20 protein-coding genes are annotated in these 23,549 nt (G+C 72.4%); 5 read left to right on the plus strand and 15 right to left on the minus strand.

Translation table 11 applies throughout. From position 1 onward, the window contains the following. Positions 1-5: 5 nt before the first annotated feature. The 9 genes from CP984_RS36120 to CP984_RS36160 all read right to left on the minus strand — a co-directional run bounded on the left by CP984_RS36120 (position 6) and on the right by CP984_RS36160 (position 13,229). A complete protein-coding gene (locus CP984_RS36120; protein WP_003982362.1) occupies positions 6-1,352 on the minus strand; it encodes a pyridoxal-phosphate dependent enzyme in 1,347 nt (448 codons plus the stop codon). Next, positions 1,349-2,881, minus strand: coding sequence for a type III PLP-dependent enzyme domain-containing protein (locus CP984_RS36125; protein WP_032920867.1), 1,533 nt, complete (start codon positions 2,879-2,881; stop codon positions 1,349-1,351). The genes CP984_RS36120 and CP984_RS36125 overlap by 4 nt, the downstream gene beginning before the upstream one ends. 91 nt (positions 2,882-2,972) lie before the next feature. Continuing rightward, complete coding sequence (locus tag CP984_RS36130) at positions 2,973-4,616, minus strand: APC family permease (protein ID WP_003982364.1); 1,644 nt, start codon at positions 4,614-4,616, stop codon at positions 2,973-2,975. Between the two features lie 325 nt (positions 4,617-4,941). Further along, positions 4,942-7,272, minus strand: coding sequence for a collagenase (locus CP984_RS36135; RefSeq protein ID WP_030177845.1), 2,331 nt, complete (start codon positions 7,270-7,272; stop codon positions 4,942-4,944). Positions 7,273-7,476: 204 nt separating this feature from the next. Next, positions 7,477-8,142, minus strand: coding sequence for a GntR family transcriptional regulator (locus CP984_RS36140; RefSeq protein WP_003987478.1), 666 nt, complete (start codon positions 8,140-8,142; stop codon positions 7,477-7,479). 129 nt (positions 8,143-8,271) lie between these two features. Beyond that, positions 8,272-9,927: an ArnT family glycosyltransferase gene (locus CP984_RS36145; RefSeq protein WP_078575181.1), complete on the minus strand. Its 1,656-nt coding sequence runs from the start codon at positions 9,925-9,927 to the stop codon at positions 8,272-8,274. Between the two features lie 267 nt (positions 9,928-10,194). Further along, positions 10,195-11,589, minus strand: coding sequence for a sensor histidine kinase (locus CP984_RS36150; RefSeq protein ID WP_003986368.1), 1,395 nt, complete (start codon positions 11,587-11,589; stop codon positions 10,195-10,197). Beyond that, on the minus strand, positions 11,586-12,242 hold the full coding sequence (locus CP984_RS36155; RefSeq protein ID WP_226048740.1) for an FG-GAP repeat protein: 657 nt from the start codon (positions 12,240-12,242) through the stop codon (positions 11,586-11,588). Before CP984_RS36155 ends, CP984_RS36150 begins: the two co-directional genes overlap by 4 nt. A gap of 402 nt (positions 12,243-12,644) precedes the next feature. Further along, positions 12,645-13,229 (minus strand): TetR/AcrR family transcriptional regulator, encoded by a 585-nt coding sequence (locus tag CP984_RS36160; RefSeq protein ID WP_003986370.1) that lies wholly within the window; start codon positions 13,227-13,229, stop codon positions 12,645-12,647. 99 nt (positions 13,230-13,328) lie between these two features. Between CP984_RS36160 and CP984_RS36165 the strand changes: the two genes are divergently transcribed. Beyond that, entirely contained in the window at positions 13,329-13,787 is a 459-nt protein-coding gene (locus CP984_RS36165) for a nuclear transport factor 2 family protein (RefSeq protein WP_003986371.1), read from the plus strand. A 127-nt stretch (positions 13,788-13,914) separates the two neighbouring features. Here CP984_RS36165 and CP984_RS36170 read toward each other — a convergent pair whose 3' ends face one another. The 3 genes from CP984_RS36170 to CP984_RS36180 all read right to left on the minus strand — a co-directional run bounded on the left by CP984_RS36170 (position 13,915) and on the right by CP984_RS36180 (position 17,589). Then, positions 13,915-15,519, minus strand: a complete 1,605-nt coding sequence (locus CP984_RS36170; protein ID WP_003986372.1) for a M4 family metallopeptidase — start codon at positions 15,517-15,519, stop codon at positions 13,915-13,917. A gap of 363 nt (positions 15,520-15,882) precedes the next feature. Then, positions 15,883-16,404: a DUF4232 domain-containing protein gene (locus CP984_RS36175; protein WP_003986373.1), complete on the minus strand. Its 522-nt coding sequence runs from the start codon at positions 16,402-16,404 to the stop codon at positions 15,883-15,885. Positions 16,405-16,620: 216 nt separating this feature from the next. After that, positions 16,621-17,589 (minus strand): LysR family transcriptional regulator, encoded by a 969-nt coding sequence (locus tag CP984_RS36180; protein WP_030312018.1) that lies wholly within the window; start codon positions 17,587-17,589, stop codon positions 16,621-16,623. A 112-nt stretch (positions 17,590-17,701) separates the two neighbouring features. Here CP984_RS36180 and CP984_RS36185 point away from each other — a divergent pair, with 112 nt between their 5' ends. Continuing rightward, entirely contained in the window at positions 17,702-18,571 is an 870-nt protein-coding gene (locus CP984_RS36185; RefSeq protein WP_003986374.1) for an alpha/beta fold hydrolase, read from the plus strand. Between the two features lie 53 nt (positions 18,572-18,624). Here the strand turns inward: CP984_RS36185 and CP984_RS36190 are convergent, their stop codons facing one another. Continuing rightward, positions 18,625-19,773, minus strand: coding sequence for a right-handed parallel beta-helix repeat-containing protein (locus CP984_RS36190; RefSeq protein ID WP_030177833.1), 1,149 nt, complete (start codon positions 19,771-19,773; stop codon positions 18,625-18,627). A gap of 234 nt (positions 19,774-20,007) precedes the next feature. On the opposite strand from CP984_RS36190, the gene CP984_RS36195 reads away from it, so the two are divergent. Both CP984_RS36195 and CP984_RS36200 read left to right on the plus strand, forming a co-directional pair. Further along, positions 20,008-20,625 carry a flavin reductase family protein gene (locus tag CP984_RS36195; protein ID WP_030177830.1) on the plus strand — a complete coding sequence of 206 codons (618 nt, stop codon included), beginning with the start codon at positions 20,008-20,010 and terminating at the stop codon, positions 20,623-20,625. 188 nt (positions 20,626-20,813) lie between these two features. Next, on the plus strand, positions 20,814-21,800 hold the full coding sequence (locus tag CP984_RS36200) for an endonuclease/exonuclease/phosphatase family protein (protein WP_078575183.1): 987 nt from the start codon (positions 20,814-20,816) through the stop codon (positions 21,798-21,800). A gap of 55 nt (positions 21,801-21,855) precedes the next feature. Here CP984_RS36200 and CP984_RS36205 read toward each other — a convergent pair whose 3' ends face one another. Beyond that, positions 21,856-22,125 (minus strand): DUF2277 domain-containing protein, encoded by a 270-nt coding sequence (locus CP984_RS36205; RefSeq protein ID WP_003985866.1) that lies wholly within the window; start codon positions 22,123-22,125, stop codon positions 21,856-21,858. 158 nt (positions 22,126-22,283) lie between these two features. On the opposite strand from CP984_RS36205, the gene CP984_RS36210 reads away from it, so the two are divergent. Then, positions 22,284-22,799 carry a pyridoxamine 5'-phosphate oxidase family protein gene (locus tag CP984_RS36210; protein ID WP_003985867.1) on the plus strand — a complete coding sequence of 172 codons (516 nt, stop codon included), beginning with the start codon at positions 22,284-22,286 and terminating at the stop codon, positions 22,797-22,799. 53 nt (positions 22,800-22,852) lie between these two features. Here CP984_RS36210 and CP984_RS36215 read toward each other — a convergent pair whose 3' ends face one another. Beyond that, complete coding sequence (locus CP984_RS36215; protein ID WP_030177827.1) at positions 22,853-23,521, minus strand: alpha-ketoglutarate-dependent dioxygenase AlkB family protein; 669 nt, start codon at positions 23,519-23,521, stop codon at positions 22,853-22,855. Between the last annotated feature and the right edge of the window lie 28 nt (positions 23,522-23,549).

Raw genomic sequence — 23,549 nt, forward strand, 5'->3', positions numbered from 1 at the left:
GGCCGTCACTCCCGTACCAGCGGAGCGCCCGCGTCGCGCCAGGCGATGATCCCGCCGCGCAGGCTGCGCACGTCCGGATGGCCCATCCGGGTGAGCAGCGCGGCGTACCGGGCGGACTGCTCGCCGACCGGACAGGCCAGCAGGACCGGGCTGCTCTTGCTGAACGGCAGCCCGCCGCGGACCAGTTCGCCGAAGAGCTCGTCGACGATGTTGACGGACCCGGCGATGTGCAGCGCGGCGTAGGCGAACGGGCTCCGCAGGTCCACGACGAGCGGCCGGTCCCGGTCGAGCCATCGCACGGCGTCCTCGACGCCGATGTCCGGCGCCGCGCGCACCTCGGCGTCGGTCAGCGTGGCGGGGGAGTTCGGCTGCGGCGGCCGGCCCAGCAGCTCGGGACGGCGCTGGCGTACGTAACCGAGATAGCTTTCGATGCGGTCGCACACGATGAACACGGCGGTCCGGCGCTCCGCCGGCCGGTCCGGGTCCGGATCGGGCACCGGTGCGGCATCCAGCTCGCGCAGATGCCGTACGGCGCCGAAGTACGCGGCCCCGCTGGTCGGACCGGCCAGGATGCCGCACCGCCGGGCCAGCGTCAGCATGCCGTCGAGCGCCTCGTCGGCGGTGACGGACGCGATGGTGTCGTAGGTGCCCGGGTCGAACAGGCCGACCTCCTGCACCTCGTCGATGGTGCGGATGCCGGGCACGAAGTCCGCCTTGTGCGACACCAGCCCGACCACGCCCACCCGCGGATCGTGTTCGCGCAGCACCCGGGCGACCCCGGTGGACGAGCCGGCCGTGCCCACACAGGCGATGAACCAGTCCGGGGCCCGGCCGTCCAGGTCCTTGACGATCTCCGGCCCGGTGCCCTCCACGTGCGCCTGCGTGTTGCGGTCGTTGTAGTACTGGTCGGTGTACAGGTAGGCGCCGCCCGGCGCGGTGAGCGCCTGGTGGAACTGAGTGAGCGGGTCGTCGGTGTTGGTCGGGTCGAGGCATTCGGTCTGCCCCGGCAGCTCCTCGACCTCCGCGCCCAGCAGCAGGAGGAGGTCCTTGACCTCCGGGATGCGCATGCGGTTCGTGACGGTCTTGAAGGGCACCCCGTGCATCCCGGCGAGCACGGCCAGCGCCTTGGCCGTGTTGCCGCTGGACAGCTCGACGACGGTACGGCCCTCGTCGGCGGCCGTGGCCAGGCCCGGCCGCGCCATGTTCCAGGCCGCCCGGTCCTTGACCGAACCGAACGGGTTGAGCATCTCCAGTTTCGCGTACAGATCGATGGTGCGCAGGCCGTGGACGGACGGATCGATGCGTACGAGCGGGGTGTTGCCGATGGCGTCGGTGATGCGCTCGAACCTCATGCAGTCCCTTTCGTCCGGCGTGATAGGTGCGGCCAGTACTGCTCGTCCAGGCACCAGTGCCAGGGCGCGTCCTCCTGGCCGGGTCCGTCCGCCGCCCCCTCCTGCCATACGGCGACCTTGCGGGCGACGGGCTGCTGCTGCGCCTCGTCGGCGCTGAAGTCCATGCAGTATCCGGCGGTGTTGGCGAACGCCAGCAGGTCGCCGGGGCGCGGCGCGGCCGGCAGGTGGACCGCGCGCCGGGTGATCATGTCGGCCTCCAGGCACAGGTTGCCCGCGAGGTAGACCGCCACGGGGCCGCTGTCCGGGCCCGGCCGCGCGTCGCGCGGTACGAGGACGGGGTCGACGAGGACGCCGTGCTCCTCCAGCCCGATGTCGTCGGCGTTCGCGTCCAGACGCACGAGGAGGTGGTCGAGAGACGCGCGGTCGCAACTAGCGGGCTCGCCCTCGGTGGCTTGTGTACGGCGTACCTCCAGCACCCGCGCCAGGGTGACCCCGCACTGGTCCACCAGCGCCCGGCCCGGCTCGGTGTGCAGCTCGTACAGGTTCTCCAGCAGCAGGGTGGCCAGCGGGCGGCCCAGCGAGGGGGCGGGGAGCGACAGGAGGGCGTCGAGGTACTGGGCGCCGGCGGTCGGGCGGTGGGCCGGGTACAGGGCCAGGGCACCGCGCAGGGTGCCGTTCTCGTTGCGCAGGCCGTAGGTGTGGCGGCGCCAGGTCATGGGCGGGCGGGTGCCCAGCGCGGCGTTGGTCAGCTCGGTGGTGTAGCGCTGCCACTGCCCGCCGTCGGCGAGGTAATCCGTGCCGAAGCCGCCGCCGATGTCCACGGCACGCGGCGTGAAGCCCCGGGCGCGGCAGGTGTCCAGGGCCTTGACGCACCCTTCGAGGGCGACCGCCTTCTCGGCCGGGCTGGTGGTGTCGAGGTGGTAGCCCACCCCGGTCAGCTCCACCGCGTCACCGTGCCGTTCGACCGACTTGAGCAGGCCGTCCAGGTCGCCTTCGGCCGTACCGAAGCGGCTCTGCCGGGTGAGCAGCCTGACGCCGGGGGCACGGAAGCCGGAGAGCCGCAGCAGGATGCGGACGCGGGGGAGGCCGTGGTCCCGTACGAGCGCGGCGAGCGCGTCCAGTTCCCCCGGGCTGTCGATGTGGACGGCGGTGCCGGAGCGGGCCGCCAGCCACAGGAATTCCGTGTTCTTCGGCCCGGTCGCCAGGATGCGGTCCGGTGCGAACCCGGACCCCAGCGCGTGCTGGAGCTCGCCGAGCGACGCCACGTCCATCCCCGCGTCGGTGGCGGCGAGCCGCCGCACCAGGGCGCTGGACCGGTTCGCCTTGTGCGCGAAGTGGATGACGCCGCCGAGGTGGTGGCGGCGGTAGACGGCCCGAAAGGCGGCGAGGTTCTCGGCGATCCGGTCCGGTAACACCACGTTCAGCGGCGACCCGAGCCCGCCGGCGAGCATATGGAGAAACGTCCTTGCGCGCAGCAGGGAAGCCAGCCGGGACTCCAACCGCGGTTCCAGGTACAAGGGAACGTCCATACGGAATACTTCCCCCGGTACGGACCCGAGGCCACCTCGTACACGGAACCGGCCGGGCGTACCGGCCGCGGCGGGCGGCCGGTACCGGTCCTCACACGGCGGCGGTCCGGGACTCCGCCAGGTGCCGGACGCCGGACCGTACGGCCCAGAAGAAGACCGCGAGCGCGAAGGCCGCCACGATCAGCGAGTCGTACGGAGCGGGCAGCAGACCGGAGCCCTCGAAGCTGCCCAGCCAGGACAGCAGGGGCAGCACCGCCAGGTACGCCACCAGCCAGGCACCGGTGCGCAGTTCGGCGAGCAGGGGCAGCCGCCGCCCGGCGCCGTCCCGGTCGCCCACGGCGTCCGCCGCGCCGTCACCGGAGCGCCGCATCGCCAGGAAGATCAGCAGCCCGGCGAGGACCAGCGGCAGCGCCAGCCGCAGGTTGTGCCAGCCCGACCAGTACACGAACTCGCTGGCCACCACGAAACTCACCGGCGCGATCCAGCGCAGGCCCGGCACCCAGCCCGACGTTCTGCTCCCGGGGTCGGCGAGGAAGACCGCCGCGGCGACCGCGGACGCCCCGTAGATCAGCAGATACATGTTGCCCATCACGCTGACGATGTCCTGCCAGCCCCCGAACGGCAGCAGGAAGATCACGATCACCGCGAGGTTGAGCACCAGCGCCCGGCGCGGCACACCGAACCGCTCGTTGACCGCCATGAAGAAGCGGGGCAGGGTGCGGTTCTTCGCGAGCGCGTAGGTGTGCCGGGCGTTGATCGCCACACCCACGTACGCGGAGCCGCCGGGGGAGATCACCGCGTCCGCGTACAGCAGGCTGGACAGCCAGTGCAGGTTGAGGATCAGCGCCAGCTGCCCGAAGGGGGACTCGAAGGACACGCCCTTCCAGCCGCCGCCGAGCAGGTTCTCGGGGACGGTGAAGAGGAACGCCACCTGGAGGGCGAGATACATGGCGACCGCCAGGGCGATGCCGGTCAGGACGGCCGCGGGGATCGTCTTACGGGGGTTGCGGGCCTCGCCCGAGAAGTCCAGCGGCGCCTGGAACCCGTTGACCGAGTAGACGATGCCACCGCCGGCCAGCGCGGTCAGGCAGGCGGCGTAACCATACGGGGCGAAGCCGCCGTGGTCGGTCAGGCGCCCTTCGTGCCAGCCGGAGGCGATGAGCGCGATCACGGTGATCACCGGGACCGCGATCTTGAACACCGTGATCAGGTTGTTCAGCCGCGCGAACATCCGCACCGCGTACCAGTTCAGCGCCGTCAGGACCACACTGAGCGCGGCGGCGACACCGACCCCGGCCAGGGTCAGGGTGTGGCCGCTGTAGAGGCCCGGCACATAGTGCGCGGCGTACTGCATGATCGCGCTGATCTCGGCCGCGGTGCCGCCCACCGAGAGCAGCACCGACCAGCCCACCAGTGTGCCGACCAGCCGTCCGTTGGCGAACAGCGGCCAGCGGACCGTGCCGCCGCCCTCGGGCCGCGACGCGCCCAGCTCCACCATGACCAGGGCGACCAGCGCGCACAGCAGCCCCGCGCCGATCCAGGACAGCAGCGAGGCGGGGCCCGCCGTCTGCGCCGCGTACAGGGCGGCGAACAGCCAGCCGGACCCGACGATGTTGGAGAACCCGATCGCGGTGAGCCCCCAGAACCCCAGGTCGCGGCGCAACCGGCGCTCTTGCGCCAGCACCACTGGCGCACCGGCCCCGTCGACCTCACCCGTCACCTGACGTTCCGACACCGTACTTCCTCCCTGCTCCGTTACCGACGGCTCATGACCGTCCGCATGCGGATTCTGCCGTTCCTTGGCGGGAAAAGCGCACGTCACCACGCGCGACCGGCGGGAGAGGGGTCCGATATGTCGGGAGATGGACTGCCCGATATGTGGTGTGAAGGCGGGAGATGCCGGGTGGTCATGCGGCGGCTCGTCCGCCCGAGAGGAAGAAGATGACGGCTGTATGAAATCTGCGACGGCCGGTCGGCCGGCCGTGCTGCGACGGCGTACGGCGTCGTACGGCGGGGCGCGGTCACCGACACACCGCGCCCCGCCGTACCGTCCGGTCCTGTCAGCTGCGCAGCGGTCCCTCGCAGGTGTAGGACGCGCTCCCGGCCCGGCCGTCGGACCAGATGTCCACGGCCCCGAAGGAGCAGTTCATGTCGGCCAGGTTGTTGGCCGCGGCACCGGCCCGGTCCAGCAGGAAGTAGTCGACGGTCTCCGACATCTCGGCGAAGACCCGGTCCGGGTCGCGGGCGTCGGAGAGGTTGGCGGTGATCCGGCCGGTGCAGGTGAAGCGGGACCGGCCGGCCGGCTCGCCGGTGCCCGTACAGGCGGGGGTGGAGGACGTGGCCTTGGCGAAGGCCGCCTGGACCTCGGACGCCTCGGCGAACCGCAGCGACCCGTTGGGCGTGAAGGTGGTGTTCGGCACATACAGGTTGTCGGCCTGCGGGATCTGGGCGTCGAGGAACGCGTCGTACGCGCGTTGCAGCCCGGCGTCCGCGCCCAGCCGGGTCCGCCACGCGTCGAAGCCCTTCGGGTCGTCGGCGCGCTGGTAGCCGTACATCTCCCGGAGCAGCGAAGGGCGCTGCTGCCAGAGGAACTCGAAGAACGTCCCGGCGTAGTTGTAGAAGCGGAAGCCGTCACCGGCGTACGTGGAGTGCAGCAGCCGGTCCACGCTCATCCGGGGACCGCCGTTCGCGGTGTCCGCGATCACGCCCTTGACCAGGGATTTGCGCACCTTCACCCCGTCGTCGCGGGTGCCCCCGGCGAAGAACTCGGCGGTGCCCTCGTCCATCGCGGTGGTCAGGTCACCGGTGTACCAGGGCCCCTCGCCGAAGCTGCCCGGCACGGCCCAGCGGCCGTTGAGGTAGTGGGTGTACTCGTGCCGGAACAGCTCTTCGAGGGTGAGCGTGGAGTCCTGCGGAACGCGCCGCTGGTAGGTGTAGAAGGTGGCGCCGTTCTCGATGTAGACGCCGCCGTTGTTCGTGCCCATGCCGGTCAGCAGCGGGTGCATGATCTCGTACTCGGCGCGCGAGGCGTACAGATGGATGTGCAGCGTGGTGTTGGTGTCGCCGGCCAGCGGCGTGTCCGTGCCGAGCACCCGGAAGAACTGCGCCTTGACCTGCTTGCTCGCGTAGTAGAGCTGGTCGACGGTGGCCCGGTCGAGCGCGGTGCGCACCTCCAGGGCGCCCCGGTCGTAGGGGTAGGTGTACGGGAAGATCTCGCGTTCGAGCTGCGCCCGGCAGACGCCGTGCCGCTCACAGTCGCCGAAGAAGTTCAGCCAGCCCGCCACACTGGCCCACGGGGCGCTGCGGCGGCCGAAGTTGGACTCCGCGACGGTGAGCAGACTGCCGAGATCGCTCACGATGGCGGGCTTGAGGGCGTCGATCTGACCGAAGCGGCCGTACTCGCCCAGCGCGTCGCGCACCGCCCAGGCGTTGGCCGCGCCTTTGAGGTGGGTGTGGCCCGAGAAAGCGCGGAAGTCGGCGCGGTATGCCGCGTCGGCGGTCACCGCGGCCCGGAAGGCCGTGTCGTTGTTGCCCGGGTACACGCCGAGGTAGTTGACGGTGAGAGCGGCGAGGGCGGCGCCGCCCCACATCGGGTCCGTGGCGGTCGGCTTGCCGGGGCCCATGGTGGCCAGTACCCGTCTCACCAGCGGGAGTTGGTGCTGGCGCAGGCCCGGTGCGCTCGCGGTGGTGAGGGCTTCGCGCAGCGTCTCGGCGTTGTGCCGGGTGGGCTCGAAGGTGCGGGACGCGGTCCCGTACGCGGCCACGGCCGCCCGCATCGCCTCGACCGTCGGGGCGTCCGTGACGTCGATCTCGTCGTGCGAGAAGTCGTGGTAGACGACCGCGTGCAGGTAGGTGAACAGCTCGTACAGGTGGGTGGCGTCGGTGCCGTCGTGGCTCGGCGCGAGCGCGCTGATCCGGCGGGCGACGGCCTGGACGTGCGGCCGTGACATCACCGGGGCGAGCCGGGCGTCCCAGGTCCAGATCAGCCCGCGCAGACAGCCCTCGGTGGTGACGGCCGGGTCGGTGAGGAAGTCCGCGAGGGCTTCCGGGCCGAGGCGGGTGAGGGCGTCGAGGGTGCAGGCGGGCGCGGTGTCCGCGGGGCTGCCGCCGTGAGTGCTTGCCGACAGATCGCCGGGGATGCGCCCGCGTGGCACGCGGCCGTTGCCGGGCGGCAGGTCGCGGGCCGCGGGCCGCGGTGCGTCGGCCAGCCGGTCGGCCCGGTCGGTGTCGTGCCGCCGGTCCGTCGCGCCGCCGGTGGGACCGGCCACCGGTGCGACGGCCGCCGGCCGGCCGGGCGCCGCGCCGTGGGCGGCCTGCGCCGCGGGAAGGAGGAGGCCCACCGAGAGAACGGCACTCAGCAGACCCTTGCGCACAGTGTGTAACGGAAACACCGGCTGCTCCTGGGTAGAGGGTGTGGGGGCAGGTGCGGAGCCGTGCGGCATCAACTGCCGCGCGGAGGTGGGCAGTTGACTGCCCGACGGGCCGCGGCGCGCCCCGTAACCTAGTAATGTGACATTGCACTGACAACCCGTCGGGTACGGGTTTCGGTGCTCGGGCTGTTCAGGGCCGTGCGCCGGATGCGCGCGAGGCCCCGTTCACCGCCCCGGCGCCGTACGCGCCCACAGCGACCTCACGTGCCCGAGGTGCCGCGCCATGCACGCCTGTGCTCCCGCGGCGTCACCCGCCAGCGCCAGATCCAGCAGCTCCAGGTGTTCCTGCGCCGAAGGCAGCAGCTCGCCCCGCTCGTCGAGACCGGTCAGACCGTAAAGGCGGGAGCGTTTGCGCAGGTCACCGACGGTTTCGACGAGCCGCGCGTTGCCGGAGAGGGCGAGCAGGTCCAGGTGGAAGCGGCGGTCGGCCTCCAGGTAGCCGATGAGGTCATGGGCCCGCGCGGCGGTGACGATCGCCTCGGCGAGCGGGCGGAGCGCGGCCAGTTGCTCGCGGGAGGCCGTGCGGGCCACCCGGCCCACGGTCGGCACTTCGATCAGGGCCCGTATCTCCGCGAACTGGTCCAGATCGCGCTCGCTCACCTCGGTGACCCGGAAGCCCTTGTTGCGCACCGGCTCGACCAGGCCCTCGCGCGCGAGGTCGAGCATCGCTTCCCGTACGGGTGTCGCCGAGATCCCGAACCCGGCGGCGAGCGCGGGGGCGGAGTACACGGTGCCGGGGCGCAGTTCACCGGCGATCAGGGCGGCGCGCAGGGCGTGGGCGGCCCGGTCGCGCAGCCGTTCCTGGCCGGTGATCGGTCCGAGGTGCTGCACATCGCCCCCTGGCTGGGCCCCTCGACGGGCGTCTGCGTACCCGGCGTGAACTGGGGCCCAGCGTACAAGGTGACGGCGGGTCAGGGGATGTGCGCGGGAGCGGCTCCGTGGCCTGCGGGGCCGGGTCGGTCAGTGCGCTTTCGGCCGTACGTTCAGGATGAAGCTGCCCCGGGGCTCGGAGCCGAACGGCCCCGCGTGCGCGTCGAACGACGAGCCGCCGTACCGCGTGTTCAGTACGGACAGCGACCAGGTGGCCGGGGCGGCGAGCGTGGCGAGGCAGGCGGCGGCGAGGGCGAGGGCGCCGAGCGGACGGCGGCGCGTCCGGAGCCGGAGCACCAGCGCCGCGACCCCGAGCAGCCCGGCCGCCGCGACGAGCGGCGTCAGCCACGGCGCGAAATCCGCCTGCCCGGCCGCGAGATACCCGGCCCAGGCCGCCTGCGCCGCGACGGTCACGGGGAGGGCGAGGCGGGCGGCGCGGCTGCCGCGGTCCGCACGGTGCGCGCGCCACATGGCGACGGCCCCGGCCGCGCTCAGGGCCGCGAGCGCGGGCGCCAGACCCGCCACGTACGCCGTGTGCGGTACGGGTACGACGCACAGCACCGCCGCCGTGGTCAGCAGCCAGGTGCCCCACATCACGTAACCGGCGCGCGTCCGGTCCGTACGGGGCCGCCCGCGGCTGCGGAACAGGCCGAAGGCGAGGCCGAGCAGAGCCGGCGGATAAAGCCAGCCGATCTGCCGCACCAGCCGCTCGCCGACCAGCTTGTGCGCGGGGTTGTTCTCCGGGTCCGAGGCCACGATGCCGCCGCGCCCGGCGCTCTGCCCGGCGCCGCCGCCACCGGACTTCGTGGTCCCGTCCGTACTGAAGGTGGCGCCGTTGCCCGACTGCCCGAACCGGCCGAATCCGTTGTAGTCGAAGACCATGGAGAAGGCACTGTCGCCCGAGGAGCCGCCCACCTGCGGGCGTACGTCCTTGGGCGTGAACGTCATCAGCAGCACCCAGGACAGCGACACCGCGCCCATGACCACCCCGGCGGTCAGCAGATGGCCGAGCCGCCTGCGGAGCGTGACCGGCGCCGCGAGCAGGTAGCCCACGGCGAGCGCGGGCACGATCAGCCACGCCTGCATCATCTTGGCCTGGAAGCCCAGCCCCACCCAGACCCCGGCGAGCACCAGTGCGCCGAGGCGCCCGCCCCGCACGGCACGCTGGTACTGGTCCACCGCCAGCACCAGGCACATGATCAGGGACGCGTCGGGGATCGCGTGGCCGAACATGGAGGCCGCCACGGGGGTGAGCGTGAAGAGGCCGGCCGCCAGGAGACCGGCGGCGGCGCCCTGCCAGCGCCGTACGACGCGGTACATGACCAGCACGCAGACGACGCCCTCGACGCACTGCGGCAGGGTCAGGGCCCAGTCGTGGAAGCCGAAGAGGCGGGCGGAGAGGGCCTGCGGCCACAGGAAGCCGCCGATCTTGTCGAGGGTGACGGTGGCGCCGGGGTCGAAGGCGGTGAAGAGGAACGCCTTCCAGCTCTCGGCCATGCTGCGGGCGGCGGTCGAGTAGAACGGGGCCAGGCCGCTGCTGGTGATGTTCCACGCGTACAGCAGTCCGGCCAGCGCGGCGATCGCGAGCAGGGCGGGGCGCGCCCACGGGGGCTGTCCGTCGGGGGAGCGCCATAACTCCCAGCGACGGCGCGGGCGTTGGCGGGCCGCCGCGCGCCGGGACGCGCGCGTCGCGGTGGCGGAGGCGGACGGCGGGGACGGGGCCGAAGGCACGGGGGATGCGGACATGGCAACGGGGCCTCCCGGTCACGGGTGCGGTCGGGGCGGGACGTCCGCGCCGATGGTGGCCCCCTGTGGCGGGACGGACAAGGGAGGCGATTGACCGGGAATTGTCCGGGAGATGACCGCGCAGCTCAGCGGAGCGGGCGTCGCGGCGCTCCGGACAATGTCCGGGCGGCGGGCGGTCACCCGGCGGTGTGCTGGCCGTACGGCATACGACGTACGGCGCGTACGGGGGCGGTGTGCCGACGGGTCGTCACAGGGGCGTGGGAGCCGTTACGGGGCCCCGGCGCCACGGGACGCGGGCCCGTCGCCACCGTCCTCCGCCGACCGGGCGCCGTCCGTGTCCTCCGCCGCCGGACCGCCGTCCGCGGCGCGCCGGTCCGTACGCGGCGGATGGACGGTGAGTTCGGCGAGGGCACCGCCGTCCGGGGCGTTCGAGAAGCGCAGGGTCGTACCGAGGACGCGCGCCTGCCCCACGGCGATCGTCAGCCCCAGCCCGTGCCCGCCGTCCTTCCTGCCGTTCTTCGGACGGCTGCGGAAGCGCTGCGGGCCCTCGGCGAGCAGCTCGTCGGGATAGCCGTCGCCGTGGTCGCGGACCGTGACCACCGGCCCGTCCACGGTCAGGACCACCGGCGGACGGCCGTGCTTGTGCGCGTTGACGACGAGGTTGCCCAGCACCCGCTCCAGCCTGCGCTGATCGGTCTCCACCTCGCAGTCCCGCACCACCCGCACCTCGGCCTCCTGCCCGGTGCCCCGTACGGCGCGCTCGGCCAGCGGCCCGAGCCGGTGCACGTCGAGATCGGCGCGCTCCACCTCCGCGTCCAGCCGGGAGATCTCCAGCAGGTCCTCGGTCAGCCGGCGCATGGCCTGCACACGCTCCTGGACCATCTCGGTGGGCCGCCCCGGCGGCAGCAGCTCGGCGGCCGCGTGCAGCCCGGTCAGCGGGGTGCGCAGCTCATGGGCCACATCGGCGGTGAAGCGCTGCTCGCTGTGCAGCTTGCTCTGCAGGCTCGCGGCCATCGCGTCGAGCGCGGCGGCCACGGCGGCGGTCTCGTCCCGGGCGTACTCGGGCCGCTGCGCGCGGGGATCGTCCACCCGGGCGTCGAGGTCACCGGTGCTGATACGGCGGGCCACCTGCGCGGTGCGGTGCAGACGCCGGGTGACGCTCCGGGTGGCGTACAGGCCGACGATGAGGGTCAGGGTGATCGCGACGGCCGCCGACCCGATGATGGCCTGGTCCAGGCCGCTGATGACGGCCGCCCGCTGGCCGTAGTCCTGGCCGACGGCCAGCGCCTTCCCGTCGGCCGGAGCCACCGCCCACATGACCGGGCGGCCGTCCCGCTGCCCGAGCTGGGTGCCGCGCTCGCCCCGCCGTGCCATGTCCCGCAGGGCGGGCGGCAGCTCCGGCGGGTCCAGGCGCGCGTCGCGGCCGAGCGGCTCCCCGGCCACGTACGACGCGACGACCGAGTCCAGCCGTACCAGTGCCGCGTCCCTGGCCTGGTGCTCGGTCTGCCGGCTGACCAGGACGTGGACGAGGATGCCGAGCACCGAGGCCAGGAAACAGCACATGACCATGATGAACAGGGCGGCCTTCCAGCGCAGCGTCGCCGTCCAGGACGGCAGGCGCAGCCGCCGGCGCGTGCGGTCACGGGCCGTACGGGCGCTCATCGCGCGGCCTTCGGGCGCGCGGGCGCGGTGCGGCCGGACCGCACCGGGTCGAACTCCATCGCCCGCAGCTCCATGGCCTGCGCGCGCTCGTCCCAGGAGTAGACCGTGCGCATCTCGTACCCGGCCGAGCCGCTGGGCTCGCGCAGGATCACCTCCTGGCCGGTCACCTCGACCGACAGCGGCCGGGCGGTGGCGTCCATGATGCGGGTGACCTTTCCGTCGCGGACCGTGAAGACCCAGATGGCCACCTGGTCGTCCGTACCCTCCGCTATGCCGACGATCAGCTCGTCCTTCCCGTCACCGTCGAGGTCCCGGTAGCGGGGAGCCCGTACGGGGCACTTCGGCCGCTGCCGCCGGTCGGCGGTGCAGCGGCGGATCTCCCGCAGCGTGCCCGGGTTGAACTGCGGCCCGCTCTGACCGTCACCGCCCGTGGCGGTCTGCGCCTTGACGATGTTCAGCCACGACGCCCGGTGGATGTCCCCCGACGGCACCTCGGGCACCCCGTGCAGCGGCGCGGGCCTGGTGTCCGTGCTCCCCTTGCCGTCCGTGTCCCGTGGCGGCAGCGGGGGCTCGTCCCACAGCTGCGCGGGGGCCGAGACGGCCCGTGCCGGCCCGGCGCTGCGCGCTTCCCCGGTCCCGGTGCAACCGCTCACCAAGGAGACCGCCGTCGCCCCGGCGACGGCCGGCAGCCAGGTCCGTACCTGTGCGGAGAGCGGCGGCCGTGGGCGGGGAAAAGGCACAGTGTTTCCAGTCGGTGGCTTGCGGGAGCGCGGGCGTCGGGCCCACGCGAACATGATGTTGGCTCTTTTCTGTTGCGGCAATCCGGCGGTTGTGTAACGACCACCCATAAAGCGTTGAACGGTGCCGTTACTCTTCCGGCCGGAGCCGTTCGGGCGCGGCGATCGGCCCTGGTCCGGCCATCGGGCCCACCTGTTCGGGAATTCCCCGGGGTCCCGCGCACGCGAGGAATTGCCGGGCGATTCCGGATACGCGGGCGGCGGATCGGTATTCCGCGGGCGTTCGCCGGCGCATTGCCCGGTGTGTTTTACGGAACCTCAGCCGCTTTCCGTCCCGCCCGGACCGGCCGCCGCCACCAGCGCCACCGCGGCCTCACGGGCGCGGAGCGCCGTGTCCGGGTCGCCGCTGATCGTGGCCGTGGTGATCGCGCCGTCGAGCAGCAGCGCCAACTGTCCGGCCAGTGCCTCCGGGGCGCCGACGGGCAGTTTCCGTACGAGGTCCACGAGGTACGCGTGCACGGCGTCCTTGTGGTCGCGCGCGGCGCGGGCCACGCCCTCCGACACGGCGCCCAGCTCCCCGTACGCGTTGATGAAGGCGCAGCCGCGGAAGCCGGGCCCGGTGAACCAGGTCTGCAGCCAGTCGAAGACGGCGGCCGGCGCGTCCTCCGGTGCGGCGGCGTGCGCGTCGACGTACTCGGCGAGGGCGGTGCGCCAGCGCTCGTCGCGGTGGCGCAGGTACGCCTCCACCAGCTCGTGCTTGGACGGGAAGGACTGGTACAGCCGCTTCAGCGACACGCCCGAGGCGCCGCGGATCTCGTCCATGCCCACGGCCTGGATGCCCCGTGCGTAGAACAGCTCCTCGGCGGCGTCCAGCAGCCGTACCCGGGCTTCTTCCTGCTGCACCAAGCCTCCCGCTTTCCCTGAGAACGATCGTTCTCTAGAGTAGCGGACAGCACGGAGAACGGCCGTTCTCCGTGTGGTTCCCCCTGCAAGGAGGCCGTCATGGCACCCCGTCCCCCACTCCCGCCGTTCGACCGGGAGGCCGCCCTGAAGAAGGTCCAGGCCGCCGAGGACGCCTGGAACACCCGCGACCCCGAACACGTCGCGCTCGCCTACACAGAGGACTCGGTCTGGCGTAACCGCGGCACCTTCCTCACCGGGCGCGCCGAGATCACGGCCTTCCTCCGCGGGAAGTGGGAGCGCGAACTCGACTACGCGCTGCGCAAGGAACTGTGGGCCTACCAGGACGACCGGATCGCGGTGCGGTTCCAGTACGAGTGCCGCGACGCGGACGGCCAGTGGTGGCGCAGCTACGGCAACGAGCTGTGGGAGTTCACCGGCGAGGGGCTGATGCGGCGGCGGGAGGCCAGTATCGACGACGTACGGATCAGCGCGGGGGAGCGGCGCATCTTCGGTCCGCGGCCGGACGCGGAGCGCGGGGCCCTCGTCCCGGTGTGGTGACCTGAGCACGGCCGGGGCCGTGACGCATTCCGCCCCGCCGGGACATCCCGGCGGGGCGGAGCCGTGCGGTGCTACGGCGCGGCCGTTGACGACGACGGGGCGCGCCGGAGGCTGCGTCGGGTGACGCCTACTTCACGTTGATCCCGGTCCAGGCGGCCGCGACCGTCTTGTACTCGGTGCTGTTGGCGCCGTACAGGTCGGCGGCGGCCTTCAGCGTGCCGGTGCGGGCGCCCGCGTACTTCGTGGTGGAGGTGAAGTACGTGGTCAGCGCGCGGTACCAGATCTTCTCGGCCTTGGCGCGGCCGATGCCGGTGACCTTCGAGTTGTCGTAGGTCGGGCTGTTGTAGTTCACGCCGTTGATGGTCTTCGAGCCGCTGCCCTCGGACACCAGGTAGAACCAGTGGTTGGCCGGGCCCGAGGAGTAGTGCACGTCCACGTTGCCCAGCGACGAGGACCAGTAGTCCTTGGACGCGCCGTCCTTGGAGGGCTTGTCCATGTAGCGCAGCGGGGTGCCGTCACCGTTGATGTCGATCTTCTCGCCGATGAGGTAGTCGCCCTTGTCGACCGCGTTGTTGGCGTAGAACTCGGCCGCCGTGCCGAAGATGTCGGACGTCGCCTCGTTCAGACCGCCGGACTCACCGCTGTAGTTGAGCTTGGCGGTGGCGGCGGTGACACCGTGGCTCATCTCGTGGGCGGCCACGTCCAGCGCGGTCAGCGGGTTGCTGTTGTTCTGGCCGTCGCCGTACGTCATGCAGAAGCAGGAGTCCTGCCAGAACGCGTTGACGTAGCTGTTGCCGTAGTGGACGCGGGAGTAGGCGGCCTTGCCGTCGTTGCGGATGCCGTTGCGGCCGTGCACGTTCTTGTAGTAGTCCCAGGTCACCGCCGCGCCGTAGTGCGCGTCGACGGCCGCGGTCTGGCGGCCGCCGCCCCACTTGTCGTCGGCGTCGGTGAAGAGCGTGCCGGTGCCGGACGTGCCCTGGTTGAGGTCGTACGTCTTGTGGCCGCCGCGGGCGCCGTCGGTGAGGTTGTAGGTGCTGCCGCTCTTGGTGGTGGTGAGCGGGACGGTGCCGCTGTACGAGCTGGTGCCCGTACCGGTCTCGATCGTCTCGTCCTGGAAGAGCTTCTTGCCGGTCTTCGCGTCGGTGACGACGTGCAGCTCGCTGGGCGTGCCGTCCTTCTGGACGCCGGTGACCACGGTCTCGTACGCGAGGACCGGCTTGCCGGAGGCGGCCCAGATCACCTTGCGCGGCGCGTTCTTGGCCTCGGCCTTGGTGTTCTTCTCGGCGGCGGAGGCGGACAGCGCGCTCTTCTTGGCGGCGGCGGCCGGCTGCGCGGCGTCCGTGGTGGGCACGGCTATCTCGGCCTGCGTCGCCTTGTCGACCGTGCGGGTGCCGTTCTTCTTCTCGTGTACGACCAGGTCCCCGCCGAGGACCGGCAGGCCCTCGTAGGTGCGCTCGTAGCGCGTGTGCACCGTGCCGTCCGCGTCCTTGATGACGTCGCGGGCGATCAGCTTCTCCTGGCCGCCGAGGCCGATCTTCTGCGCGGTACCGGCGGCGTCCGCCTGGGCGCTCTTGATCGCGGCGACGCGCTGCTGGCCGGAGAGCGCGAGGGCGCCGGTCGCGGCGTCGGGCTGGGCGGTCGCCGAACCGGTCTGGAAGGCGACCGCGACCATGGCGGCGGAGGCGACCAGGGCGGCGGCACGGAGGGAGTGCTTGCGGGGGGTGGAGGTCATGCGTCTCAACTCAGTCTCCTAGCGCGGGCCGTACGGTTGCGGCCCGAATGAGGGGGAGGGCGCGCCCTGTCGGGCCGCCCGGTGGTGCAGGAGTGAATCGAGAGGAGAGTGCCATCACCCGACCGGTCTTGTCAGGTCTTCAACAAGGATTTCACATGGGGTTTGACGAAATGCGGTTGTTTGTCATCGATTTATGGCCGGTGAGCGACCGATTTTGTGAACAGCACTGTGAACGCGGCACGAACGCCGGCGGCCCGGGAACCGGAACGTCCAGCGGTACGGAAGGGACGGAAGGGATGGCATGCCGGAGCCCGGCATCCGCGTGGGGATGCCGGGCCTCCGTACCCGTACGGCCGGACTACGTCAGGACGTGGGCAGCTTCGCGGACCAGGCGGTCACGGACAGCGTGCCGTTGTCCACCTCCTGATCGAACGGGACAACGCTGTGCGCGTTGCTGCCCGTCGGGGAGATCTGGAGGCTCTTGGCGTGCGCGGTGCCCGCGCCGGTGTGCGTCCACACCAGGTCGGCGTAGGCGCTTTGGCCCGGCTTCAGGGTGACCCGGTGCACGCCCGGGTCCTTGGCGAAGTACGTGTCGCCGTGCCGCACCGTGGTCTTCAGCGCGGTGTGCCCGGCACCCTCCAGCGCCAGGCCCGGGTAACCGGATATCGCGCAGGCGGCCTTGCCGGTGTTCTGCACCCGCAGGTACGTGCCCGAGTGGCTCATCCCGTGCTGGCTGCCGCCCGCGTCGGTGGTGGTCGCCTTCAGCGTCCCCGGCTGGCACTCCCCGGCACCCGCCGGCGCGGCGGCGGAGGCGACGCCCGTACCCGCTCCGGCGGCGAGGGCGACGGCGGCGGCAACGGCGGCAGCGGTACGCAGACCACGCATGGTCGATCAACTCCTCTCTCCCCGGGCCCCGGGGAGAACGATCAGTGATGCACCCACCCGCCTGCCCCATGGACCCGACTCGATACGTACTCGATCGCGGCTTTGGCCACATCCGATCGCATCCATGCGGCAGTGGGCAAAAACGTGCACCTCGTGCTTCCTTGCTTGCGTACCGTCCACTCTGGGCGGCGCCGCTGTTGATCGGCTAACGGGCCGCTAACGTCCGGCTACGGGCCGGCGCTGCGTACACCGCCGCGCTTCCGGCCGCAGCCGGTCGTCGAGCGCGGCACCGACCTCCGGGCAGTTCGCGCGGACGGTGTCGAGGAACGCGGCCAGCACGGGGGAGCGGTCCTGCGTGGCGAACGACAGGACCAGGTCGGGCAGCCGGGCCGGCGGGGTCACCCGGCAGAACCAGGCGCCCTTGCGCGGGACCGCCGTCATCCGCGAGGGCCCCAGCCCGACCCCCACGCCGGACACGGCGAGGCTGATGATCGTGTGCACGTCCCGGGCGACCGTGGCGCCGTGACAGGCCGCCGAGTCCTCGCCCAGCAAGGCGCTCAACGCGATGCCGATGGCCGGTTCGTCGTCGCAGGACGCCACGATCAGGTGCTGCTGCCGCAGCTGCGCCACGCTCACCGAGGGGCGGCCCGCGTAGGGGTGCGCCGTGCTGACGACGGCAGTCAGGTGATCGCGCCCGATGGTCACGGACGTCAGGTTCTCCGCCCCCCGGCCGCGTGGCCGCCCCAGCCCGACCGCCACGTCCAGCTCACCGGCGACCAACGCGGCGGTGCTCCGGCTGGTCGCCATCTCGTGCAGCTCCAGCCGCACGTCGGGGCGTTCCCGGCCGAACCGGGCGAGCACCCCGGGGAGCGGATCGAGCAGGGCCGAGGCGATGAAGCCCAGCCGCAGCCTGCCCGTCTCGCCGCGGGCGGCGCGCTGCGCGTCGGTCACGGCCGACGCCATCTCCGCCAGGGCCCGCCGGGCCCGGTCGAGGAACGCCGTACCCGCGGCCGTCGGGAAGACACCCTGCCGCGTACGGTCGAACAGCCGCGCCCCCACTTCCCGTTCCAGGTCGGCGATCTGCTTGGACAGCGGGGGCTGCGCGATGCCGAGCGCCTCGGCCGCCCGGCCGAAGTGCTGGTGGTCGGCGAGGGCGAGGGCGTACCGCAGGTGCCGCGCTTCCACGACGGGCTCCTTCCGTACGGGCGATGCCACGGTGATACCTCAGAAGTATCGTCGGCCCGCTTCTCAGATCTCAGCGTAGATGAAGGGCCCGCACGCGAGGTGTGCTGGGGACATGTCCGACACCGATCTTGAGACCACGGTCTTCGTCTTCGTCCACGGCGCCTGGCACAGCTCGTGGCAGTGGGGAGCCACCCAGCGCGCGCTCGCCGCACTCGGCGCCGCGAGCGTCGCCGTCGACCTCCCGGGCCACGGCTTCGACGCGCCCGTACCCACGGGCTACGCCCTCCCCGGCCAACCCGCCCTGACCACCGAGAAGTCGCAGCTCGCCAGCTTGACCATGGAGGAGTGCGCCGACTCCGTCCTGACCACGCTGCGCAGCGTGCGCCGTTTCCGTACCGTCGTGCTCGTCGCGCACAGCGCGGGCGGCGGCCCCGCGTCGCTGGCGGCCGAGCGCGCTCCCGAACTGGTCGACCGGATCGTCTACCTCTCCGCCTTCGTGCCCGCCGGCCGTCCGCGCGGCTCCGACTACGTGGCGGCGCCCGAGAACGCCGCCGCGCTCGGCCGGGGACTGCCGCTCGGCGACCCGGACGCGCTGGGCGCCATCCGTATCAACCCGCTGTCCCCCGACCCCGAGTACATCGAGGAGCTGCGGCAGACCCACTACCAGGACACCCCCGCTGACCGGTTCGGCCGCTGGCGCCTGGCGCTGAGTACCGACCTGCCCTTGGCGATCATGGAATCCCCGGTGGAGCTGACCGCCGGGCGGTGGGGCCGGATACCCCGGGTGTTCCTGCGCTGCGCCGACGACCGGGCCCTGCCGCTGGCCACACAGGACCTGATGATCACCGAGGCCGACCGCGCCGTGCCCGGCAATCCCTTCACCGTGCGCACCCTGCCCGGCAGCCACACCCCGTTCGCCGCCCGGCCGCGCGAGCTGGCGGCGGCGCTGGCCGCGAGCGTGCGGCCCGCGGAGGGCCGGTAGCCCGTCGGGAGCGCGGGCGCGCCCGTGATCAGGGCGCGCCCGCCGTCCGCCGGTCAGTTCATGGTCGACCCGATGGGCGCGCCGGTGGTCAGGAAGGTGGTCACCGGGAGGGAGCCGTCCGCGCGGCGCGGGCCGTACGCGGTACGGGCGTCCGTCGACCGGAACGGGGGCGTCGCCACCCCGCGGTCCCAGGTGTTCCCGGCCGACACGGCGGCGGAACCCACCTTCGCCGGCCGGTCACCGTTTCCGGCGGCCAGGTTCTTCGACAGCCGGGCCTTGCCGGTGGCGAAGTAGAAACCCGCCTCCTTGTTGGCGTACGCCGTGTTGCGCTGGAGCACGGTCGCGCCGGGATTGCTGTTCTCGGTGAAGCCGTGCAGCGTGTTGTCCCAGGCCGCGTTGTTGTTCACCACATGCGCGGCGACCGTACCGCCGCCGCCCAGCTTGAAGCCGTTCCCGTTGCCCTCGAAGGCCGGGTCGTTCCAGCGGTTCTTGCCGTTGCCGTACGCCCAGGTGTGCTCGATGGTGACCGGACCCGCGAACTTCCACAGGTCCAGCCCGTCGTCCGCGTTGTTGAACAGCCGTGCCCCGGTGATCCGGTTGCCTTGGCCCGAACCGAATTTCACGGCGATGCCGTCGGCGTTCTGGCCGTGCGTGGCCGGGTCGAAGTTGCCGTGGCTGTCCAGGTTCTGCACGAGATTGTCGTTGGTGCCCTCGCCGCGCAGCGTGAAACCGGAATTCCCGTTGTCGGCGGTGACCAGATTCCTGAAGACGCCACCGGTGGAGGAAGTGGCCACGAATCCATGGGCGGGGGACTTCTGGAACGTGAGGTTCTGAACGGTCCAGTAATCACCGGATATCCCGGCAAGCCAGGAACCCGCGGGCAGCTTCGATCCGTCGATCCGCACCTTCTCGTTGCCGTAGGCCGTGAGGGTGATACGGGCCGAGGGCGTGCCGTCGGCGGCGCTCTTGAGGCTCTCGGCCGGGTAGTACGTACCGCCGCGCACCTGGATGGTGGTGCCGGCCCTGGCGTGTGCGACGGCGTCCTGGAGGGCCGAGGCGGTCGACACGACGACGGTCTGCGAGGCCGCGCCGGCCGTACCCGGGGCGAGCCCCAGCCAGGCCCCTCCCGCGCCGGCGGCCACGGCGACGGCGGCGGCGATGGTCAAGGTGCGGGTCCTGCGGTGGCGACCGGTACTGCTCACTGCAGTGAATCCTTTCGTGGGGGACGGACGGTGAGCGGCACTCCGGGCACGCGCCCGCAGGACCGCTCGCCTCTTGGTGGCCGCCGTACACGGGAAGGTTGCCGCCGACCGAAGGACAAGAACCGACCGGTAAGGCCCCTGGCGGGGGAAGGAGCGCGGCGCCCGGTGGGTGCCGGGCCGCTCCGTGCCGTACCACCGCGCCCGGGGCCCCGGCACGGATGGATACTGATCTTCATGCGTATCGACTTCGATCCCGAACAGTTCGACCGCCAGGGCTTCTACCGGCTGCTCACCGCGTCCGTGGTCCCGCGGCCCATCGCCTGGGTGTCCACCATCTCCGCCGAGGGCGTGGCCAACCTCGCTCCGCACTCGTTCTTCAACATCGCCTGCGTCGCGCCGCCCGTCCTGCAGTTCTCTGCCGTCGGCCGGAAGGACTCCCTCCGCAACGTCGAGGAGACCGGGCAGTTCGTGGTCAACTTCGCGCCGGAACAGCTCGCCGAGCAGATCAACGAGACGGCGACCGACTTCCCGCGCGGCGTCAGCGAGTTCGACGAGGTGGGCGTGGCCGCCGAGCCGAGCCTGCGGGTCAAGCCGCCGCGGGTCGCGGCCTCGCCGGTGGCGTTCGAATGCGAACTGCACAGCACGGTGCGGTTCGGCGACTCCACCGTCGTCTTCGGCCGGGTGGTGCACGCGGTCGTGTCGCAGGAGGTCATGACCGACGGCCACCCGGAGATCGACAAGCTGAAGCCGCTGTCCCGCCTGGGCAAGGACGAGTGGGGGACGATCGGCGACGTACGGGAGATCTCCCGTATCCGGCACGCGGACTGGCGGGGGCCGGGCACACGGGGCTGAGGGGGCGCGCCGAAAGAGCCGGCCGGGGTACGGGACGCGCGGCCCGCTGCCCGTACCCCGGCGCCGGCGGCGAAGTAGCGCGTTTCTCACCCCTCTCCCTGCCGTCCACTTCCGCATCACCCTCGTCTCCGAGACTCTGCGGTGACCCGGCCCGCGGACGTAGCGGGCCACCGGCCCCTGGAGATGCGATGACGAGATCGACGGGCTGCTCCGCCGCGGCACCGGACCTCCCCCCGGACGCGCCACCGGCCACGGGCGCCGCCCGCGCCTCCGTGAGCCCGTTCAGCCGCCGCACCGCGCTGCGCGCCGTCGCGGCGACGGCCGTCGGCACGCCCGCCCTGGCGTACGGCGGCGGCACCGCGCACGCCGCCCGGGGCGACCGGCGGCTGCGCACCATGACGTTCAACCTCCGGTACGCGTCGAACGAGCGGCCCCACTCCTGGCCCGAACGCCGCCCGGTCATGCGCGACTTGCTGCACCGGGCGGAGCCGCACCTGCTCGGTACGCAGGAGGGGCTCTACCACCAGCTCCAGGACATCGCGGAGGACCTCGGCGAGGACTACGCCTGGCTCGGCACCGGCCGCGGCGGCGGCAGCCGCGACGAGTTCGCCGCCATCTTCTACGACATCCACCGACTGGCCCCGGTCGAGTACGACCACTTCTGGCTGTCCGACACCCCGTACCTGATCGGTTCGGCGACGTGGGGCAACACCGTCATCCGGATGGCGACCTGGGTACGCTTCCGCGACCTGCGGACCGGCGGCGAGTTCTACGCCCTGAACACCCACCTGGACCACCTGAACCAGTACTCGCGCGAGCGCTCCGCCACCCTGATCACCGACCGGCTGCGCCCGCTCGACCCGGCGCTGCCGCGCATCGTCACCGGCGACTTCAACGTCCCCGCCCACCACAACCCCGTCTACGACACGATGCTCGCCCGCGGCCCCCTCGTGGACAGCTGGGACACCGCCGAGTCGCGCAGCACCCTGTACGCCACGTACCACGGCTACCGGCCGCTGGTACGGGACGGCGAACGGATCGACTGGATCCTCACCTCGCCGTCGGTCCGCACCCACCGCGCCGTGATCGACACCTTCTCCGAGGACGGGCAGTTCCCCAGCGATCACCTGCCGGTACGGGCGGTGCTGGAGTTGCCCGAGGCATCCAAGAAGTGAGGCGGCGTCTCACCGGGGCCCGGCCGGACAGGGGCAGGCGACGCAACCGCCCGTATCAGCCGGTCTGAGCGCTGCGCGCGCCCCCGCTCCCGCCGCCGCCGGCGGCCGCGGCGCCGCTCCTGCCGCGTACCCGGAGCCCGGCCAGCAGGTCGTGCGTCGCGGCCGCCACCGCGTCCACGGCCTGCTCGAACACCTCCCGGTTGTGCGCGGCCGGCGCACGGAACCCGGAGATCTTGCGGACGTACTGGAGAGCGGCCGCCCGGATGTCGTCCTCGGTCACCTCGGGCGTGGCCGGCGGGCGGAGCGTCTTGATACTGCGGCACATAGGTCCAGTGTGCCTCGCGGGGACGGGGCGGGGGAGGGATTGGAGGGGGAGTGGGGCAGGGAGGACGGTCGGGGGCGAGGCAGGTGGGCGGTCGGGCAGCGGACGTACGTACGGAACCGGGCGGACCGGCCGCCGGGCCCCTCTGATGGAATGACGCGATGGATGATCTTCACCCGCAGGAGCCCCACGACCACCGGCCGCCCCGGGCGGACCGCAGCCCCACCGCGGCTGACCTCACCCCCGCCACGGCTCACCTCGCCCCCGCCGTCCGCGAACGCCTGGCCACCGAGCGGATCGCCTGGCTGTGCACGCTGCGCCCCGACGGCTCCCCGCACGTCACGCCGGTCTGGTTCGTCTTCGTACGCGGCACCTGGTGGGTCGGCGCGGACGGCGGCTCGGTGAAGGCCCGCAATGCCGCGCACGACCCGCGGGTCTCGCTGGCCCTGGAGGGCGGGGAGGCGCCGGTGGTGGCCGAGGGGCGCGCACGGATATGGCGCGCGCCCGCCGAAACCGGCAGCCCGACCGGTTCCACGTCCGTCTTCCCGCCCGATGTGGTGGCCGCCTTCCTGGCGAAGTACGACTGGGACGTGACCCTCCCGCACCGGCCGGCTTCGGGCCGGGTGCTCTTCGAGGTCCCGGTCGGCCGGTGGCTGCTGGCGGGCACGGCACAGTAGGGGCGGACAGGCGGGCGGTACGGGGGCCGGGGCAGCCGCGTCGGGCCGGGCGCCTACTCCAGTCCGGTGACCCGCATCGTGATGTTGAGGCGGCCGCTCGTCAGCCCCGTCGCGGGGTCACCGGTCCCCGGCAGCACCTTGGTCACCCCGTGGTACGCGAACCGCGACGGCCCGCCGAAGACGAACAGGTCGCCGGAGGCCAGCTCGATGTCGGTGTAGGGCCGGTTGCGGGACTCGGTGTTGCCGAAGCGGAAGACGCAGGTGTCGCCGATGCTGAGCGAGACGACCGGGGCGCTGGACCGTTCGTCCTTGTCCTGGTGCATGCCCATCCTGGCCTGACCGTCGTAGAAATTGATCAGAGCGGTGTCCGGTGTGTAGCCCTCGCCCGCCGTCGCGTCCTCGTACGCGTCGGCCAGCGCCGCCCGCCCCAGCCGGACCAGCCAGTCGGGGAACTCGGCGACCCGGGCGCCGTTGACGTCGTCGGCGGTGCGCTTGTACGCGTACGGCTGCCAGTGCCAGCCGAGGCATACCGTCTGTACGGACATGACACCGCCGCGCGGCAGCCGGGTGTGCCGGATCGGCACCGGCCCCCGCGCCCAGCCGCGGCAGGCGGTCACCAGCTCCCGCTGCCGCTCCGGGGACAGCCAGCCGGGTATGTGCACGGCGCCGGGCGCGGGCCGGGTCCGTACGGGCCCCGGAACCCCGAAGCCGGGCAACGGCATGTTCACGACGATCTCACTCCCGGCCGGT

The sequence above is a fragment of the Streptomyces rimosus genome, assembly GCF_008704655.1.
GTDB classification, from domain to species: Bacteria; Actinomycetota; Actinomycetes; order Streptomycetales; family Streptomycetaceae; genus Streptomyces; species Streptomyces rimosus.

Coding starts and splice junctions, on each gene's coding strand:
- CP984_RS36120 (WP_003982362.1), bottom strand. CDS start 1,352: ATGAGGTTCGAGCGCATCACCGACGCCATCGGCAACACCCCGCTCGTA.
- CP984_RS36125 (WP_032920867.1), bottom strand. CDS start 2,881: ATGGACGTTCCCTTGTACCTGGAACCGCGGTTGGAGTCCCGGCTGGCT.
- CP984_RS36145 (WP_078575181.1), bottom strand. CDS start 9,927: ATGTCCGCATCCCCCGTGCCTTCGGCCCCGTCCCCGCCGTCCGCCTCC.
- CP984_RS36150 (WP_003986368.1), bottom strand. CDS start 11,589: ATGAGCGCCCGTACGGCCCGTGACCGCACGCGCCGGCGGCTGCGCCTG.
- CP984_RS36165 (WP_003986371.1), top strand. CDS start 13,329: ATGGCACCCCGTCCCCCACTCCCGCCGTTCGACCGGGAGGCCGCCCTG.
- CP984_RS36170 (WP_003986372.1), bottom strand. CDS start 15,519: ATGACCTCCACCCCCCGCAAGCACTCCCTCCGTGCCGCCGCCCTGGTC.
- CP984_RS36175 (WP_003986373.1), bottom strand. CDS start 16,404: ATGCGTGGTCTGCGTACCGCTGCCGCCGTTGCCGCCGCCGTCGCCCTC.
- CP984_RS36185 (WP_003986374.1), top strand. CDS start 17,702: ATGTCCGACACCGATCTTGAGACCACGGTCTTCGTCTTCGTCCACGGC.
- CP984_RS36195 (WP_030177830.1), top strand. CDS start 20,008: ATGCGTATCGACTTCGATCCCGAACAGTTCGACCGCCAGGGCTTCTAC.
- CP984_RS36200 (WP_078575183.1), top strand. CDS start 20,814: ATGACGAGATCGACGGGCTGCTCCGCCGCGGCACCGGACCTCCCCCCG.
- CP984_RS36205 (WP_003985866.1), bottom strand. CDS start 22,125: ATGTGCCGCAGTATCAAGACGCTCCGCCCGCCGGCCACGCCCGAGGTG.
- CP984_RS36210 (WP_003985867.1), top strand. CDS start 22,284: ATGGATGATCTTCACCCGCAGGAGCCCCACGACCACCGGCCGCCCCGG.
- CP984_RS36215 (WP_030177827.1), bottom strand. CDS start 23,521: ATGCCGTTGCCCGGCTTCGGGGTTCCGGGGCCCGTACGGACCCGGCCC.